This window comes from Polynucleobacter victoriensis, assembly GCF_900187875.1.
GTDB lineage: Bacteria > Pseudomonadota > Gammaproteobacteria > Burkholderiales > Burkholderiaceae > Polynucleobacter > Polynucleobacter victoriensis.
Genome location: NZ_FYEX01000001.1, coordinates 815,390 through 827,801, shown reverse-complemented (window position 1 = coordinate 827,801; position 12,412 = coordinate 815,390). Strand labels below are relative to the sequence as shown.

At 45.0% G+C, this 12,412-nt stretch carries 24 protein-coding genes; all 24 read left to right on the top strand.

The annotated features are described in order from the left end of the window. Nucleotides 1-35 precede the first annotated feature (35 nt). The gene (gene tuf, locus CFR83_RS04325) at nt 36-1,226 is read left to right on the top strand and encodes an elongation factor Tu (RefSeq protein ID WP_088812735.1); all 1,191 of its coding nucleotides are present in this window, start codon (nt 36-38) and stop codon (nt 1,224-1,226) included. A 94-nt stretch (nt 1,227-1,320) separates the two neighbouring features. Continuing rightward, complete coding sequence (gene rpsJ / locus CFR83_RS04320) at nt 1,321-1,632, top strand: 30S ribosomal protein S10 (protein WP_011901899.1); 312 nt, start codon at nt 1,321-1,323, stop codon at nt 1,630-1,632. A gap of 137 nt (nt 1,633-1,769) precedes the next feature. Further along, on the top strand, nt 1,770-2,420 hold the full coding sequence (gene rplC, locus CFR83_RS04315) for a 50S ribosomal protein L3 (RefSeq protein WP_088812734.1): 651 nt from the start codon (nt 1,770-1,772) through the stop codon (nt 2,418-2,420). A gap of 11 nt (nt 2,421-2,431) precedes the next feature. After that, complete coding sequence (rplD, locus tag CFR83_RS04310; protein WP_088812733.1) at nt 2,432-3,052, top strand: 50S ribosomal protein L4; 621 nt, start codon at nt 2,432-2,434, stop codon at nt 3,050-3,052. After that, nucleotides 3,049-3,363, top strand: coding sequence for a 50S ribosomal protein L23 (gene rplW, locus CFR83_RS04305; RefSeq protein WP_088812732.1), 315 nt, complete (start codon nt 3,049-3,051; stop codon nt 3,361-3,363). The genes rplD and rplW overlap by 4 nt, the downstream gene beginning before the upstream one ends. Nucleotides 3,364-3,365: 2 nt before the next feature. Next, nucleotides 3,366-4,196, top strand: a complete 831-nt coding sequence (gene rplB / locus CFR83_RS04300) for a 50S ribosomal protein L2 (RefSeq protein ID WP_088812731.1) — start codon at nt 3,366-3,368, stop codon at nt 4,194-4,196. Between the two features lie 18 nt (nt 4,197-4,214). Continuing rightward, nucleotides 4,215-4,490, top strand: a complete 276-nt coding sequence (gene rpsS / locus CFR83_RS04295; protein ID WP_088812730.1) for a 30S ribosomal protein S19 — start codon at nt 4,215-4,217, stop codon at nt 4,488-4,490. 10 nt (nt 4,491-4,500) lie between these two features. Further along, nucleotides 4,501-4,830, top strand: coding sequence for a 50S ribosomal protein L22 (gene rplV, locus CFR83_RS04290; protein ID WP_088812729.1), 330 nt, complete (start codon nt 4,501-4,503; stop codon nt 4,828-4,830). A 9-nt stretch (nt 4,831-4,839) separates the two neighbouring features. After that, nucleotides 4,840-5,652 (top strand): 30S ribosomal protein S3, encoded by an 813-nt coding sequence (gene rpsC / locus CFR83_RS04285; protein WP_088812728.1) that lies wholly within the window; start codon nt 4,840-4,842, stop codon nt 5,650-5,652. Nucleotides 5,653-5,654: 2 nt separating this feature from the next. Continuing rightward, complete coding sequence (rplP, locus tag CFR83_RS04280) at nt 5,655-6,071, top strand: 50S ribosomal protein L16 (protein ID WP_088812727.1); 417 nt, start codon at nt 5,655-5,657, stop codon at nt 6,069-6,071. Between the two features lie 15 nt (nt 6,072-6,086). Further along, nucleotides 6,087-6,281: a 50S ribosomal protein L29 gene (gene rpmC, locus CFR83_RS04275; protein ID WP_088812726.1), complete on the top strand. Its 195-nt coding sequence runs from the start codon at nt 6,087-6,089 to the stop codon at nt 6,279-6,281. Further along, complete coding sequence (rpsQ, locus tag CFR83_RS04270) at nt 6,278-6,547, top strand: 30S ribosomal protein S17 (RefSeq protein WP_088812725.1); 270 nt, start codon at nt 6,278-6,280, stop codon at nt 6,545-6,547. Before rpmC ends, rpsQ begins: the two co-directional genes overlap by 4 nt. 180 nt (nt 6,548-6,727) lie before the next feature. Beyond that, nucleotides 6,728-7,096, top strand: coding sequence for a 50S ribosomal protein L14 (gene rplN, locus CFR83_RS04265; protein WP_088812724.1), 369 nt, complete (start codon nt 6,728-6,730; stop codon nt 7,094-7,096). A 9-nt stretch (nt 7,097-7,105) separates the two neighbouring features. Further along, nucleotides 7,106-7,414: a 50S ribosomal protein L24 gene (gene rplX, locus CFR83_RS04260; RefSeq protein ID WP_088812723.1), complete on the top strand. Its 309-nt coding sequence runs from the start codon at nt 7,106-7,108 to the stop codon at nt 7,412-7,414. Nucleotides 7,415-7,431: 17 nt separating this feature from the next. Beyond that, nucleotides 7,432-7,974, top strand: a complete 543-nt coding sequence (gene rplE / locus CFR83_RS04255; protein ID WP_088812722.1) for a 50S ribosomal protein L5 — start codon at nt 7,432-7,434, stop codon at nt 7,972-7,974. Nucleotides 7,975-7,983: 9 nt separating this feature from the next. Further along, nucleotides 7,984-8,289, top strand: coding sequence for a 30S ribosomal protein S14 (rpsN, locus tag CFR83_RS04250; RefSeq protein WP_088812721.1), 306 nt, complete (start codon nt 7,984-7,986; stop codon nt 8,287-8,289). Between the two features lie 23 nt (nt 8,290-8,312). Continuing rightward, complete coding sequence (gene rpsH, locus CFR83_RS04245) at nt 8,313-8,708, top strand: 30S ribosomal protein S8 (protein ID WP_088812720.1); 396 nt, start codon at nt 8,313-8,315, stop codon at nt 8,706-8,708. Between the two features lie 13 nt (nt 8,709-8,721). Then, nucleotides 8,722-9,255: a 50S ribosomal protein L6 gene (gene rplF / locus CFR83_RS04240; protein WP_088812719.1), complete on the top strand. Its 534-nt coding sequence runs from the start codon at nt 8,722-8,724 to the stop codon at nt 9,253-9,255. A 12-nt stretch (nt 9,256-9,267) separates the two neighbouring features. Beyond that, a complete protein-coding gene (gene rplR / locus CFR83_RS04235; RefSeq protein WP_088812718.1) occupies nt 9,268-9,624 on the top strand; it encodes a 50S ribosomal protein L18 in 357 nt (118 codons plus the stop codon). A gap of 23 nt (nt 9,625-9,647) precedes the next feature. After that, nucleotides 9,648-10,166, top strand: a complete 519-nt coding sequence (rpsE, locus tag CFR83_RS04230; protein ID WP_088812717.1) for a 30S ribosomal protein S5 — start codon at nt 9,648-9,650, stop codon at nt 10,164-10,166. A 17-nt stretch (nt 10,167-10,183) separates the two neighbouring features. Beyond that, nucleotides 10,184-10,360 carry a 50S ribosomal protein L30 gene (gene rpmD, locus CFR83_RS04225; protein ID WP_088812716.1) on the top strand — a complete coding sequence of 59 codons (177 nt, stop codon included), beginning with the start codon at nt 10,184-10,186 and terminating at the stop codon, nt 10,358-10,360. Between the two features lie 15 nt (nt 10,361-10,375). After that, nucleotides 10,376-10,816 (top strand): 50S ribosomal protein L15, encoded by a 441-nt coding sequence (gene rplO / locus CFR83_RS04220; RefSeq protein WP_088812715.1) that lies wholly within the window; start codon nt 10,376-10,378, stop codon nt 10,814-10,816. A gap of 16 nt (nt 10,817-10,832) precedes the next feature. Then, nucleotides 10,833-12,170 carry a preprotein translocase subunit SecY gene (gene secY, locus CFR83_RS04215; RefSeq protein WP_088812714.1) on the top strand — a complete coding sequence of 446 codons (1,338 nt, stop codon included), beginning with the start codon at nt 10,833-10,835 and terminating at the stop codon, nt 12,168-12,170. Between the two features lie 5 nt (nt 12,171-12,175). Then, nucleotides 12,176-12,394: a translation initiation factor IF-1 gene (gene infA / locus CFR83_RS04210; protein ID WP_088812713.1), complete on the top strand. Its 219-nt coding sequence runs from the start codon at nt 12,176-12,178 to the stop codon at nt 12,392-12,394. The last annotated feature ends 18 nt before the right edge of the window (nt 12,395-12,412 follow it).

Here is a 12,412-nt window from a genome sequence, read left to right as displayed (position 1 = left end):
TTAATTAACAATTATTTGAATTAAAGGCTGAAAAAATGGCAAAAGAGAAATTTGAGCGGACGAAACCGCACGTAAACGTAGGCACAATTGGTCACGTTGACCACGGTAAAACAACATTAACTGCAGCGATTGCTACAGTGTTGTCAGCGAAGTTTGGTGGCGAAGCAAAAGCTTACGACCAAATTGATGCGGCACCAGAAGAGAAGGCACGCGGTATTACGATTAATACAGCACACGTTGAGTACGAGACAGCAAACCGTCACTACGCACACGTTGACTGCCCAGGTCACGCTGACTACGTTAAGAACATGATTACTGGCGCGGCCCAAATGGACGGCGCTATTTTGGTTGTGTCTGCAGCAGACGGTCCTATGCCACAAACACGTGAGCACATCTTGTTGGCACGCCAAGTGGGCGTTCCATACATCATCGTGTTCATGAACAAGTGCGACATGGTTGACGATGCAGAGTTGTTAGAGCTAGTAGAAATGGAAGTTCGTGAGTTGTTGTCTAAGTATGACTTCCCAGGCGATGACACACCAATCGTTAAAGGTTCAGCTAAGTTGGCTCTTGAGGGCGACAAAGGCGATCTAGGCGAAGGCGCGATCATGAAGTTGGCTGAAGCATTGGACACATACATTCCAACACCAGAGCGTGCTGTGGATGGCGCGTTCTTGATGCCAGTTGAAGACGTATTCTCTATTTCTGGTCGCGGTACTGTTGTGACTGGTCGTATTGAGCGCGGTATTATTAAGGTTGGTGAAGAGATTGAAATTATCGGTATCAAGCCAACATTGAAGACAACATGTACAGGCGTTGAGATGTTCCGTAAGTTGTTAGACCAAGGTCAAGCTGGTGACAACGTAGGTATCTTGTTGCGCGGTACAAAGCGTGAAGAAGTTGAGCGTGGTCAAGTATTGGCTAAGCCAGGTTCTATTACGCCACACACACACTTCACAGCTGAGGTGTATGTATTGAGCAAAGATGAAGGTGGTCGTCACACACCATTCTTCAACAACTATCGTCCACAGTTCTACTTCCGTACAACTGACGTAACAGGTTCTATCGAATTGCCAAAAGACAAAGAGATGGTGATGCCTGGTGATAACGTTACGATTACAGTGAAGTTGATCGCTCCGATCGCGATGGAAGAAGGTCTTCGTTTCGCGATCCGTGAAGGCGGCCGTACTGTAGGCGCTGGTGTTGTTGCTAAAGTTTTAGATTAATTAGTTTTGTAGAAAACGGTGGCGTGAATGTTGCACGCCACCGAGCTCTTTAAGTTATATCGCGACAACATCGCACTGCTCTTTAGGATAAAAAATGCAAAATCAAAAAATTCGTATCAGATTAAAAGCTTTTGACTATCGTTTAATCGACCAGTCAGCAGCTGAAATCGTAGACACAGCCAAGCGCACTGGCGCGGTTGTTAAGGGTCCAGTACCTTTGCCAACACGTATTGAGCGTTTTGACATCCTACGTTCACCACACGTTAATAAGACTTCACGTGACCAATTAGAGATCCGCACGCACTTGCGCTTGATGGATATCGTTGATCCTACTGAAAAAACTGTTGATGCGTTGATGAAATTGGACCTTCCAGCTGGTGTAGACGTAGAAATTAAGCTTCAGTAAGCAAAAAACTGCTATTGCGGGGTCTTAAAAAAGGCGCTACAATAGCGGGCTTTCCAGAAATATCTGGAAAAAGTAGTTAATTAAGCATTATTTATAAATTTCCGCTGACCAATCGTAGTCAGCATTGGAGTAATGATATGAGCCTAGGCTTAATCGGCCGCAAGGTTGGTATGACCCGCCTCTTTACGGATGAGGGTGATGCTGTACCGGTCACAGTTATCGATGTTAGCGATAACCGCATTGCGCAAGTAAAAACCGAAGAAACTGACGGTTATACAGCTGTTCAGTTGGCATTTGGTACTCGCCGTGCTTCACGCGTTGTAAAACCTCAAGCTGGTCACTATGCAAAAGCAGGTGTATTGGCAGGTAGCGCATTAAACGAATTCAGAATCGATGCAGCTAAAGCTAGTGAGCTTAAAGTTGGCGACGTTATCGGTCTTGATACATTTGCAGTTGGCCAAAAGGTTGACGTGCAAGGTACAACGATTGGTAAGGGTTACGCCGGTACTATTAAGCGCTACCACTTCGCTTCTGGTCGCGCATCACACGGTAACTCACGTTCACATAATGTTCCTGGCTCTATCGGTATGGCTCAGGATCCAGGTCGTGTTTTCCCAGGTAAGCGCATGACAGGTCACTTGGGTGACGTGACACGCACAGTTCAAAATCTTGAAGTTGCTCGTATCGATGCAGAACGTAAATTGCTCTTGATTAAAGGTGCAGTTCCTGGTTCTCGCGGTGGCAAAGTCATCATCACACCAGCAGTGAAAACTGCTGCTGCTAAATAAGGAGCGCGCACATGGAATTAAAGCTCCTACAAGCTGACGGAAAACTGGGTGCAGGCGTTGCTGCTTCTCCAGAAGTTTTCGAGCGTGAATATAACGAAGCATTGATTCACCAGATCGTTGTTGCTTATCAAGCCAACGCTCGTAGTGGTAATCGTGCTCAAAAAGACCGTGAACAAGTTAAACATACTACTAAGAAGCCATGGCGCCAAAAAGGTACTGGCCGTGCTCGTGCTGGTATGTCATCTTCACCATTGTGGCGCGGGGGTGGTCGTATATTCCCTAACTCACCTGAAGAAAACTTTTCACAAAAAGTTAACAAGAAGATGTATCGCGCAGGTATGCGTTCAATCTTCTCTCAGTTGGCTCGCGAAGGTCGTTTAAACATCGTTGAGAGTTTTTCAGTTGATGCTCCAAAAACTAAGTTGCTAGCTGAAAAAGTTAAAGCAATGGGCTTGGAGTCAGTTTTGATCATCTCTGATAAGGTTGATGAGAACTTGTATTTGGCTTCACGTAACTTGCATAAAGTTGGTGTAGTTGAGGCGCAACATGCTGATCCGCTTTCATTGATCCACTTCCAAAAAGTGTTGATCTTGAAATCTGCTGTTGCTCAAATTGAGGAGATGCTCAAATGATCGCTACACGTAAAAATGATCATCGCTTGATGCAAGTGTTGGTTGGCCCAGTTATTTCTGAGAAGGCAACATTTGTTGCTGACAAGAATGAGCAAGTGGTTTTCCAAGTTATGCGCGATGCTAACAAGTTAGAAATCAAAGCTGCAGTTGAACTATTGTTCAAAGTGCAAGTGGAATCAGTGCAGGTTGTTAATCAAAAGGGTAAGGCTAAGCGCTTTGGTCGTTTTGAAGGTCGTCGCAACCACACTAAGAAGGCTTATGTTTGCTTGAAGCCTGGTCAAGAAATCAATTTTGAAGCGGAGGCTAAGTAATTATGCCGCTAATGAAGACTAAACCGACTTCACCTGGACGTCGTTCCATGGTGAAAGTGGTGAATCCAGATTTGCACAAGGGTAAACCTTTTGCAGGTTTGTTAGAGCCACAACATCAAAAATCAGGTCGTAACAACAACGGCCACATCACTACTCGTCATAAGGGTGGTGGTCATAAGCATCACTATCGTATCGTTGACTTTAAGCGTAACGATAAAGATGGTATTCCAGCAAAAATTGAACGTCTTGAATACGATCCTAACCGCAGCGCAAACTTAGCATTATTGCTATTTGCAGACGGTGAGCGTCGTTACATCATCGCTCCTAAGGGTGCGGTTGTTGGTCAAGCGATCATGAGTGGTTCAGAAGCGCCTATTAAAGTTGGTAACAACTTGCCATTACGTAACATTCCAGTGGGTAGCACAATTCACTGCGTAGAAATGTTGCCTGGTAAAGGTGCTCAAATGGTTCGTACAGCTGGTGGTTCAGCCGTTCTTTTGGCTCGTGAAGGTGTTTACGGTCAAGTACGTTTGCGCTCTGGTGAAGTACGTCGTGTACACATTGAGTGTCGTGCAACGATTGGTGAAGTAGGTAATGAAGAGCATAGCCTACGTCAAATCGGTAAAGCGGGTGCAACTCGCTGGCGCGGTATTCGTCCAACAGTTCGCGGTGTTGCAATGAACCCAGTCGATCACCCACATGGTGGTGGTGAAGGTCGTACAGGTGAAGGTCGTGTTCCAGTATCTCCATGGGGCACACCAACTAAGGGTTACAGAACACGTCGCAATAAGCGTACGACAAGCATGATTGCTCAACGTCGTCAAAAGCGCTAATAGAATAAGGAAATAGACATGACGCGCTCAGCTAAAAAAGGTCCATTCTGCGAAGTAACCCTTGTTAAAAAGGTTGAAACTGCAGTAGCCAACAAAGATAAGAAGCCCATCAAGACATGGTCACGCCGTTCGACCATTCTTCCAGACTTCATTGGTCTCACAATTGCCGTCCACAATGGTCGTCAGCATGTACCTGTGTACATCACTGAAAACATGGTTGGACATAAATTAGGTGAGTTTGCCCTAACGCGCACCTTCAAAGGTCACGCGGCAGATAAGAAAGCGAAGAAGTAAGAGGACGATGATGGAATCTAAAGCTATTCACCGCAGCGCCCGCATTTCAGCGCAAAAAACACGTTTGGTTGCTGACCAAATTCGTGGTTTGCCAATTGCACGCGCTTTAAACATTCTCACTTTCAGCCCTAAAAAAGCTGCATTCATCATGAAAAAAGTAGTTGAGTCTGCTATCGCTAACGCGGAGCACAACTCAGGTGCTGATATTGATGAGTTGAAAGTGAAAGCAGTCACAGTTGATAAGGCAACATCGCTCAAGCGTTTCACAGCTCGTGCTAAAGGCCGTGGCAACAAGATTGAAAAACAAACTTGTCACATCACTGTGACTTTGAGCAATTAAGGAAGAGACATGGGTCAGAAAATACATCCAACCGGATTTCGTCTCTCGGTAAGCCGTAACTGGACTTCACGCTGGTACGCTAACAGCACCGACTTTGCAAAAATGTTGCAAGAAGATGTTGAAGTTCGTAGCTACCTTAAGAAGAAATTGAAAAATGCATCAGTTAGCAAGGTTGTGATTGAGCGTCCTGCAAAGAACGCAAAGATCACAATTTATAGCTCACGTCCTGGTGTTGTTATTGGCAAAAAAGGCGAAGACATCGAAGTATTGCGTAAAGAGTTGCAAAAGCGCATGGGTGTTCCAGTTCACGTCAATATCGAAGAAATTCGTAAGCCAGAAGTTGATGCTCAGCTAATTGCTGATTCAATTACTCAGCAACTTGAAAAACGTATCATGTTCCGTCGCGCCATGAAGCGTGCGATGCAAAGCGCTATGCGTCTTGGTGCTCAAGGTATCAAGATCATGAGCGCAGGTCGTTTGAATGGTGCTGAAATTGCTCGTACAGAATGGTATCGTGAAGGTCGTGTGCCTCTTCATACATTAAAGGCTGATATTGAGTACGCAACTTCAGAAGCTGAAACAACATACGGCATTATCGGTGTGAAGGTTTGGGTTTACAAAGGCGACACATTGGGTCGTGCAGATGTAAACGCAGTAGCACCTGCAGCACCAGAAGCAGATCAAGAGAAAAAGACTCGTCGTCCAAGCACACGTGCTCCACGTAAAGCTAAGGAAGACGGAGATAAGCCAGCAGCTGATGCTAAGCCAGCAGTAAAACGCGTGCGCAAAGTAACTAAGCCTGCTGAGAAGGCTGGAGAATAATTATGTTGCAACCAAAACGTCGTAAGTACCGTAAGGAACAAAAAGGCCGTAACACTGGTGTTGCCACACGTGGTAGCAGCGTGGCTTTTGGTGACTTTGGTTTGAAAGCAGTTGGTCGTGGTCGATTGACAGCTCGTCAAATTGAATCAGCGCGTCGCGCAATGACACGTCACATTAAGCGTGGTGGTCGTATTTGGATCCGTATTTTCCCAGACAAGCCAATTTCTCAGAAGCCTGCAGAAGTTCGTATGGGTAACGGTAAAGGTAACCCAGAGTACTACGTAGCTGAAATCCAACCAGGTAAAGTTTTATACGAGATGGATGGTGTTGACGAAGTATTGGCGCGCGAGGCATTTAGACTTGCTGCAGCTAAGTTGCCTATTCAAACTACATTTGTTGTGCGCCAAATCGGCGCCTAATCTGGACGGGACAAAATGAAAGCTTCCGATTTAAACGCTAAAGACGTTAACTCTTTAAACAATGAGTTATCTGAATTGCTAAAAGCCCAATTTAAATTGCGTATGCAAAAGGGTACTCAGCAACTTTCAGATACTAGCCAACTTGGCAAAGTAAAGCGCGATATTGCTCGTGTTAAGACTGTTATTGCCCAGAAAGCGAGCCAAAAATGACTGAAACTAAAAAATCATTACGTCGTACTTTGATCGGTCGCGTAGTAAGCGACAAGATGCAAAAGACTGTAACAGTATTAGTTGAGCGTCGTGTTAAGCATCCTTTGTATGGCAAATATGTTGCTAAATCAAAGAAATACCATGCTCACGATGAGACAAACCAGTACAAAGACGGTGATACGGTTGAGATTTCTGAATCAAAACCAATTTCACGCAGCAAGTCTTGGGTTGTTACACGTTTAGTTGAAGCAGCTAAGGCTGTTTAAAAACGAACAAAACAGGCTTGCAAGTATCTTGTGAGCCTGTTATAGTAGAGGGCTTTCCAAGGCTTTATTTTGGAAAGAAATTGATTCAGTAGTATAAATCCGGGGTTTTGGTCGCAAGACTGGGATCCCTCAACGGAACCAAGACTGAATGCCTATGGCGCTCAAGTTGGGGATAAAAAGATGATTCAAACTGAAAGCAGACTAGAGGTTGCCGATAACACCGGTGCCCGCGAAGTATTGTGCATCAAGGTGCTCGGTGGTTCAAAACGCCGTTACGCCAGCATTGGTGACATTATTAAAGTGACGGTTAAAGACGCCGCTCCGCGTGGTCGTGTTAAAAAAGGTGATATTTATAACGCCGTGGTGGTTCGCACTGCCAAGGGTGTACGCCGTCCAGACGGTTCACTAATTAAATTTGACTCCAATGCGGCTGTTTTGCTTAACGCAAAACTAGAGCCTATTGGTACACGTATTTTCGGGCCAGTAACACGCGAATTGCGTACTGAACGCTTCATGAAAATCGTTTCTCTCGCACCAGAAGTTATCTAAGAGGTCGATATGAACAAGATTCGTAAAGGCGATCAAGTAGTAGTTATTACTGGTCGTGACAAAGGTAAAAAAGGTACTGTGACGCAAATCCTCGAGGGTAAGTTACTCGTTGAGGGCGTTAACGTATACAAGAAGAACGTTAAACCAAACCCAGCTGCTGGTACAACTGGTGGTGTAGTTGATAAGACTATGCCTATCGATGTATCTAACGTTGCTTTGGTTGACGCTAACGGCAAACCTTCACGTGTTGGCATTAAAGAAGCTGACGGCAAGAAGGTTCGCTACCTCAAGACAACTGGCGCTGTATTAGCTGCCTAAGACGAGGATTATTAAATATGTCAGCACGTCTACATAACTTCTATAAAGAAAAAGTTGCAGCCGACTTGATGCAAAAGTTTGGTTACAAGTCTGTTATGGAAGTTCCACGCATCACAAAAATCACATTGAACATGGGTTTGGGTGAAGCAGTTAACGATAAAAAAATTATTGAGCACGCGGTTGGCGATCTAACAAAGATTGCTGGTCAAAAGCCTGTTGTTACTAAAGCGCGTAAAGCTATTGCGGGTTTCAAAATCCGTCAAGGCTACCCAATTGGTGCAATGGTTACTTTGCGTGGTCAAACAATGTACGAATTCCTTGATCGTTTTATTACGGTTGCATTGCCACGTGTACGCGACTTCCGCGGTATCTCTGGTAAAGCATTCGACGGTCGTGGTAACTACAACATTGGTGTTAAAGAGCAGATCATTTTCCCTGAGATTGAGTACGACAAAATCGACTCACTTCGTGGTTTGAATATCAGCATTACCACCACAGCTAAAACCGACGATGAAGCAAAAGCTCTTTTGTCGGCCTTTAAATTCCCATTCCGCAACTAAGAGGTCATCGTGGCTAAATTAGCATTGATTGAACGCGAAAAGAAGCGTGCCAAGACTGTCGCTAAGTACGCTGGTAAGCGTGCAGAATTGAAGGCGATCATCGATGACGTCTCAAAAAGCGAAGAAGAACGTTATGAAGCTCGTTTGAAATTACAACAGCTTCCACGTAACGCAAGTCCAACTCGCCAGCGTAATCGCTGTGCATTAACTGGCCGTCCACGCGGCACGTTCCGCAAGTTTGGCTTGGCCCGTAGCAAAATCCGTGAGATCGCCTTCCGTGGCGAGATCCCTGGTGTAACCAAGGCCAGCTGGTAAGCGGCGAAAGATTAGGAGAACACATGAGTATCAGCGATCCAATCGCCGACATGTTGACGAGAATCCGCAACGCGCAAGCGGTGCAGAAGCCTTTCGTTGCCATGCCTTCTTCAAAACTTAAAGTAGCAATTGCTAACGTTCTAAAGGACGAAGGCTATGTTGACAGCTTTGAGATTGCTGGAGAAGCGGCTAAACCCGTATTGAAGATCAATCTTAAGTATTACGCAGGTCGTCCTGTTATCGAGCGCATTGAACGCGTTTCAACACCAGGTTTGCGTATTTACAAAGGCCGCCATGACATTCCGCAAGTGCTGAATGGTTTAGGTGTAGCAATCATTTCAACGCCACAAGGCGTGATGACTGATCGCAAAGCTCGCGCTAATGGCGTGGGTGGCGAAGTTATCTGCTACGTAGCTTAATAGGGAGACTAAGATGTCAAGAGTCGGTAAGAGTCCTATTGAGTTGCCAAAAGGCGCAGAGGTACAAATTGCAGCAAGCCACGTGACTGTTAAAGGTCCATTGGGCACGTTGTCGCACACATTGCATCCACTAGTTGGTTTGCAACAGCAAGACGGCGTATTGCAAGTGGTTTGCAATGATGAATCAGCAGAATCAAATGCTTTGTCAGGCACAACACGTGCTTTGGTAAGCAACATGGTTAAAGGCGTTACAACAGGCTTTGAGCGCAAGCTTAGCTTGGTAGGCGTTGGTTACCGTGCTTCTGTTCAAGGTAATGCATTGAAATTGCAATTAGGTTTCTCACATGATGTGATTCATGATTTGCCAGCAGGTGTTAAGGCAGAAACTCCATCACAAACTGAGATCATTATTAAAGGTGCCAACAAGCAACAAGTTGGCCAGGTAGCTGCAGAAGTTCGCGCATACCGTCCACCAGAGCCATACAAAGGTAAGGGTGTTCGTTACGTGGATGAAGTGGTGCGCCTCAAAGAAACCAAGAAGAAGTAATCGGGGTTAGATATGAACAAAAACGAAACACGAGTTCGCCGCGCCCGCCAAACCCGCATCAGAATCGCGGAACAATTGGCGCATCGCTTGACGATTTATCGCTCGAATCAGCATATCTTTGCTCAGCTATACAGCCCATGTGGCACCAAAGTTCTTGCTTCAGCTTCTACTATGGAAGCCGATATTAAAAAAGCATTGAACGGTAATGGTGGTAACAGTGCTGCTGCTCAGCAAATTGGCAAAACTATTGCTGAACGCGCCATCAAGGCAGGTGTTACAGAAGTAGCATTTGACCGTGCTGGTTTCCGTTATCACGGCCGCGTGAAAGCGTTGGCAGAGGCTGCGCGTGAAGCCGGCCTTAAGTTCTGATCGCGAAGGCTCAAGGAAATAATATGGCAAAGATGCAAAATAAAGTTCAATCTGAAGAGCGTGATGATGGTTTGCGTGAAAAGATGATCGCTGTAAACCGAGTGACCAAAGTTGTTAAAGGTGGTCGTATTCTCGGTTTCGCTGCACTAACAGTAGTTGGTGATGGTGATGGTGGCATCGGTATGGGTAAAGGCAAATCAAAAGAAGTGCCAGTAGCCGTACAAAAGGCAATGGACGAAGCACGTCGCAAGATGTTTAAAGTTTCTCTACGCAGTGGCACATTGCAACACACAGTGGTTGGTGAGCATGGTGCATCACGCGTTTTGATTTCTCCAGCTAAAGAAGGTACTGGCGTTATTGCTGGTGGCCCAATGCGTGCGGTGTTTGATGTGATGGGTATTACTAACGTGGTTGCAAAATCACTTGGTTCAACTAATCCATACAACATGGTTCGTGCAACATTGGATGGCTTGCGCAAAATGAGCACTCCTTCAGAAATCGCTGCTAAGCGTGGTAAGTCTGTAGAGGAGATCCTAGGTTAATCGCCGGGAATGAAAATATGAGCACAGTAAAAATTCAACTTGTACGTAGCCTTATTGCTACACGTGAAGATCATCGCGCAACAGTTCGTGGTTTAGGTTTGCGTCGCGTGAATTCTGTTTCTGAATTACAAGACACGCCAGCTGTACGCGGCATGATTAACAAAGTGTCTTACTTGGTAAAAGTAATCAAGTAATACTTAGGGATAGTTATGGAACTCAATAAAATTAAACCAGCAGAAGGTGCTAAGCACGCTAAGCGTCGCGTAGGTCGTGGCATTGGCTCAGGCTTGGGCAAAACAGCTGGTCGTGGCCATAAAGGTCAAAAGTCTCGTTCAGGCGGTTTCCACAAAGTTGGTTTCGAGGGCGGTCAAATGCCTTTGTACCGTCGTTTGCCTAAGCGTGGTTTTATTTCTCTAACAAAGCAATTTGATGGCCAAGTAACTTTGGGCGCTCTACAAAAGCTTGGTTTGGCTGAAGTTGACTTGGTTGCTCTTAAAAAGAGTGGTCTAGTTTCTGGCTTAACAAAGAGCGTAAAAATCATCAAAACTGGTGAGTTATCAATGGCAATCACGGTGCGTGGCTTATCAGCTACAGCAGGTGCTAAAGCTGCCGTTGAAGCTGCTGGTGGCAAATTTGTTGAAGCAGCATAAGAGTTAATTAGTTTATATGGCCATTGCGACACCTAACGCATCAAGCTTGAAATCAGGAAGCAAGTTCGCCGACTTACGTCGTCGCTTGATGTTCTTGGTTTTGGCTTTGGTCGTCTATCGCATTGGTGCACATATTCCTGTTCCTGGTATTGATCCAGACCAGTTAGCTCAGTTGTTCAATAGCCAAAGTGGCGGTATTTTAGGTATGTTCAACCTGTTTTCAGGTGGCGCACTTTCTAGATTTACTGTTTTTGCTTTGGGTATCATGCCTTACATTTCTGCATCAATCATCATGCAGTTATTGACGATCGTACTTCCTTCGCTAGAGTCATTGAAGAAGGATGGTCAGGTAGGCCAAAGAAAAATTACGCAGTACACACGTTACGGTACTGTTGTATTGGCTACATTCCAAGCTTTGGGTATTGCGATTGCATTAGAAGCGCAGCCAGGCTTAGTGATCGACCCTAGTTTTGTATTCCGCCTAAATACAGTTATTACTTTGGTAACTGGAACTATGTTCTTGATGTGGTTAGGCGAGCAAATTACTGAGCGTGGTCTAGGCAATGGCATTTCTATCATCATTTTTGGTGGTATTGCAGCTGGCTTGCCAAATGCTCTTGGCGGTTTATTTGAACTAGTTCGCACTGGATCAATGAGCGCTATTTCTGCGATTTTGATTGTTGCAATCGTAGTTGCAGTTACATATTTTGTGGTTTTTGTGGAACGTGGTCAGCGTCGTGTGTTGGTTAACTACGCTAAGCGTCAGGTTGGTAATAAAGTGTATGGTGGCCAATCTTCACATCTACCTTTGAAGTTAAACATGGCTGGTGTTATCCCGCCAATTTTTGCTTCATCTATTATTTTGTTCCCAGCAACAATTGCTGGTTGGTTTACAGCAGGTGAAACAACTAACCCTGTTACTTTGTTTATTAAGGATTTGGCTGCAACTTTGTCGCCAGGTCAGCCTGTATATATTTTGATGTATGCATTAGCAATTATTTTCTTCTGTTTCTTTTATACAGCGATGGTTTTCAACAGCCGTGAAACAGCAGATAACTTGAAAAAGAGCGGTGCGTTTGTTCCTGGTATTCGTCCTGGTGATCAAACTGCTCGTTATGTTGACAAAATTTTGACACGCTTGACCTTGATTGGTGCAGCTTATATGGTTTTAGTGTGTTTGTTACCAGAGTTTTTAGTGTTGCGTTGGAATGTGCCGTTCTACTTTGGTGGTACATCACTTCTCATCATCGTAGTCGTAACAATGGACTTCATGGCTCAAGTTCAGTCTTACATGATGCAGCAACAATATGATTCACTATTGAAGAAGGCTAACTTCAAGATGGGTAACTCGTAAGCTATATGGCAAAAGATGATGTCATTCAAATGGCTGGCGAGATTGTGGAAAACTTGCCTAACGCTATGTTCCGTGTGAAGTTAGAAAACGGTCATGTAGTGTTAGGACATATCTCGGGAAAAATGCGTATGCACTATATCCGCATTCTTCCTGGTGACAAAGTTACTGTGGAGCTTACTCCATACGACTTGTCAAAAGCGCGAATTGTGTTCCGCGCGAAGTAGTAACTAATTGTATAGAAG

Excerpts from the sequence above, each read along its gene's own strand:
- tuf (WP_088812735.1), top strand. The coding sequence starts at position 36 with ATGGCAAAAGAGAAATTTGAGCGGACGAAACCGCACGTAAACGTAGGC.
- rpsJ (WP_011901899.1), top strand. The coding sequence starts at position 1,321 with ATGCAAAATCAAAAAATTCGTATCAGATTAAAAGCTTTTGACTATCGT.
- rplC (WP_088812734.1), top strand. The coding sequence starts at position 1,770 with ATGAGCCTAGGCTTAATCGGCCGCAAGGTTGGTATGACCCGCCTCTTT.
- rplD (WP_088812733.1), top strand. The coding sequence starts at position 2,432 with ATGGAATTAAAGCTCCTACAAGCTGACGGAAAACTGGGTGCAGGCGTT.
- rplW (WP_088812732.1), top strand. The coding sequence starts at position 3,049 with ATGATCGCTACACGTAAAAATGATCATCGCTTGATGCAAGTGTTGGTT.
- rplB (WP_088812731.1), top strand. The coding sequence starts at position 3,366 with ATGCCGCTAATGAAGACTAAACCGACTTCACCTGGACGTCGTTCCATG.
- rpsS (WP_088812730.1), top strand. The coding sequence starts at position 4,215 with ATGACGCGCTCAGCTAAAAAAGGTCCATTCTGCGAAGTAACCCTTGTT.
- rplV (WP_088812729.1), top strand. The coding sequence starts at position 4,501 with ATGGAATCTAAAGCTATTCACCGCAGCGCCCGCATTTCAGCGCAAAAA.
- rpsC (WP_088812728.1), top strand. The coding sequence starts at position 4,840 with ATGGGTCAGAAAATACATCCAACCGGATTTCGTCTCTCGGTAAGCCGT.
- rplP (WP_088812727.1), top strand. The coding sequence starts at position 5,655 with ATGTTGCAACCAAAACGTCGTAAGTACCGTAAGGAACAAAAAGGCCGT.
- rpmC (WP_088812726.1), top strand. The coding sequence starts at position 6,087 with ATGAAAGCTTCCGATTTAAACGCTAAAGACGTTAACTCTTTAAACAAT.
- rpsQ (WP_088812725.1), top strand. The coding sequence starts at position 6,278 with ATGACTGAAACTAAAAAATCATTACGTCGTACTTTGATCGGTCGCGTA.
- rplN (WP_088812724.1), top strand. The coding sequence starts at position 6,728 with ATGATTCAAACTGAAAGCAGACTAGAGGTTGCCGATAACACCGGTGCC.
- rplX (WP_088812723.1), top strand. The coding sequence starts at position 7,106 with ATGAACAAGATTCGTAAAGGCGATCAAGTAGTAGTTATTACTGGTCGT.
- rplE (WP_088812722.1), top strand. The coding sequence starts at position 7,432 with ATGTCAGCACGTCTACATAACTTCTATAAAGAAAAAGTTGCAGCCGAC.
- rpsH (WP_088812720.1), top strand. The coding sequence starts at position 8,313 with ATGAGTATCAGCGATCCAATCGCCGACATGTTGACGAGAATCCGCAAC.
- rplF (WP_088812719.1), top strand. The coding sequence starts at position 8,722 with ATGTCAAGAGTCGGTAAGAGTCCTATTGAGTTGCCAAAAGGCGCAGAG.
- rplR (WP_088812718.1), top strand. The coding sequence starts at position 9,268 with ATGAACAAAAACGAAACACGAGTTCGCCGCGCCCGCCAAACCCGCATC.
- rpsE (WP_088812717.1), top strand. The coding sequence starts at position 9,648 with ATGGCAAAGATGCAAAATAAAGTTCAATCTGAAGAGCGTGATGATGGT.
- rpmD (WP_088812716.1), top strand. The coding sequence starts at position 10,184 with ATGAGCACAGTAAAAATTCAACTTGTACGTAGCCTTATTGCTACACGT.
- rplO (WP_088812715.1), top strand. The coding sequence starts at position 10,376 with ATGGAACTCAATAAAATTAAACCAGCAGAAGGTGCTAAGCACGCTAAG.
- secY (WP_088812714.1), top strand. The coding sequence starts at position 10,833 with ATGGCCATTGCGACACCTAACGCATCAAGCTTGAAATCAGGAAGCAAG.
- infA (WP_088812713.1), top strand. The coding sequence starts at position 12,176 with ATGGCAAAAGATGATGTCATTCAAATGGCTGGCGAGATTGTGGAAAAC.